This is a genomic window from Streptomyces sp. HPF1205 (genome assembly GCF_020400825.1).
GTDB lineage: Bacteria > Actinomycetota > Actinomycetes > Streptomycetales > Streptomycetaceae > Actinacidiphila.
Genome location: NZ_JAINVH010000180.1, coordinates 1 through 249, shown reverse-complemented (window position 1 = coordinate 249; position 249 = coordinate 1). Strand labels below are relative to the sequence as shown.

The following is a 249-nucleotide window of genomic DNA, read 5'->3' as shown; positions in this document are numbered from 1 at the left end:
CCCTGTCCGCGGGCCAGCAGTGGAGCGACCGCTACAACCTCAACGTCTCGGTCAGCGGCTCCAGCAACTGGACCGTCACCATGAACGTCCCCTCGCCCGAGAAGATCAGCGCCACCTGGAACGTCAACGCCACCTGGCCCAGCAGCCAGGTCATGGTCGCCACGCCCAACGGCAGCGGCAACAACTTCGGCGTCACCATCATGACCAACGGCAACTGGACCTGGCCAACCGTCTCCTGCTCAGCCAGCT

The 249-nt window shown here is 65.1% G+C and carries 1 pseudogene; it reads left to right on the top strand.

Annotated features, from left to right (window positions below):
- Positions 1–249, top strand: a pseudogene (locus tag K7G61_RS36200) (1,4-beta-xylanase); the annotation flags it as partial.